A 1236-nucleotide genomic window follows, 5' to 3' on the forward strand; every position below is an offset into this window, starting at 1 on the left:
CCTATTTCATCAGTATAAAATAAGTCTAAGTTATTGGTCTGATGGAACTCGCATGCAAGCATTTATACATATTCTTGTTGTGGTATACCTTGTCAGGCCCGTTTTATCTTACATCTTACCATCTTAAATCTATTAATCTATTAAAACACTCTTTGTCATGCTCGTTTCACCCGGCAACACCAGGCCTCCACCCGAAATATCTTTGCTGAGTTCCTCAGGCATACCATAGTAATAGATTCTTCCCATCCCTTCAATCAGCGTCTGCAATACCCCGGAAACCCTGCAAAAAATGAGTCCGGAGCCGTATAGGCGCAAATCGGCATCTGCCATAAATAAATCAACGGCATCTACCTTTCCTGAACCTTCAAGCACAACCTCCCCGTTATCCGCTTCTCCTCTCAATAAAGTATTTCCTGAACCTTTCTGGTAAATGGTAAGATTTTTAAATATACCTGTAATCTCTGTTAAAGTACTCCCTTCTGTCAATAGATGAAAATCAAGACAATTGAGACTGTCTGTAATAACTTTTGAAACACCATAAACACGGACGTCAAGCTGGTCTGTTTGCAATGAGTCAATCCTGACAACCCCTCCATTGAGGACCTCAATCTCAGAAAATCCGGAAGGAACTTTCAGCAAAACCTTAACAGGATGCCTGGGAACAATTGAAAAGTTCGATTTTTCACCTATCTCAAGAATACCGTTATTGATTTCTGTGGATACATATTGTAATATATTGGAATCGCCTTCAACTATCAACTCCCTGGCGGGGCCTTCACTAATAATCACCTCCATATCCGTATCCAGAAAAATACCGTTAAATACCCCGATACTGCGCCTCTCGGACTTCAGGTTCCCATCCCCCACAATTTCAACACTGAAGATATCATCACAGGAAATCAAACCCGAAAATAGAGTAACAGCTAATAAAAATAGGAATATGAAATATCTTTTCATCCGTATAAAATTTAATTATTAAGGTCGGATGGAACTCGCATGCAAGAACTTATACATATTTTATTGTGGCAAACTTTACCAAGCTTGTTTCGTAAATGAGTATTTTGGCGGCAAACGCAACACAGCAAATGGTACTTTATGGACAGACCCTATTTATTTACACAATCAATAGCACAAAACACAACTCTCTCATAAAAAACTTTGCGTCATCGCGTCTCTGCGTTTAAGCTTTTCATCCGTATAAAATTAGTCTAAGTTATTGGTCGGATGGAACTCGCA

General features: G+C 39.3%; 1 protein-coding gene. It reads right to left on the reverse strand.

Translation table 11 applies throughout. The features are described 5' to 3' along the window. Window positions 1-132 precede the first annotated feature (132 nt). Entirely contained in the window at window positions 133-957 is an 825-nt protein-coding gene (locus tag ATH1_RS0116265; protein ID WP_010424294.1) for a GIN domain-containing protein, read from the reverse strand. Between the last annotated feature and the right edge of the window lie 279 nt (window positions 958-1236).

Origin of the sequence: Anaerophaga thermohalophila DSM 12881, assembly GCF_000191885.1 — a bacterium.
GTDB lineage: Bacteria > Bacteroidota > Bacteroidia > Bacteroidales > Marinilabiliaceae > Anaerophaga > Anaerophaga thermohalophila.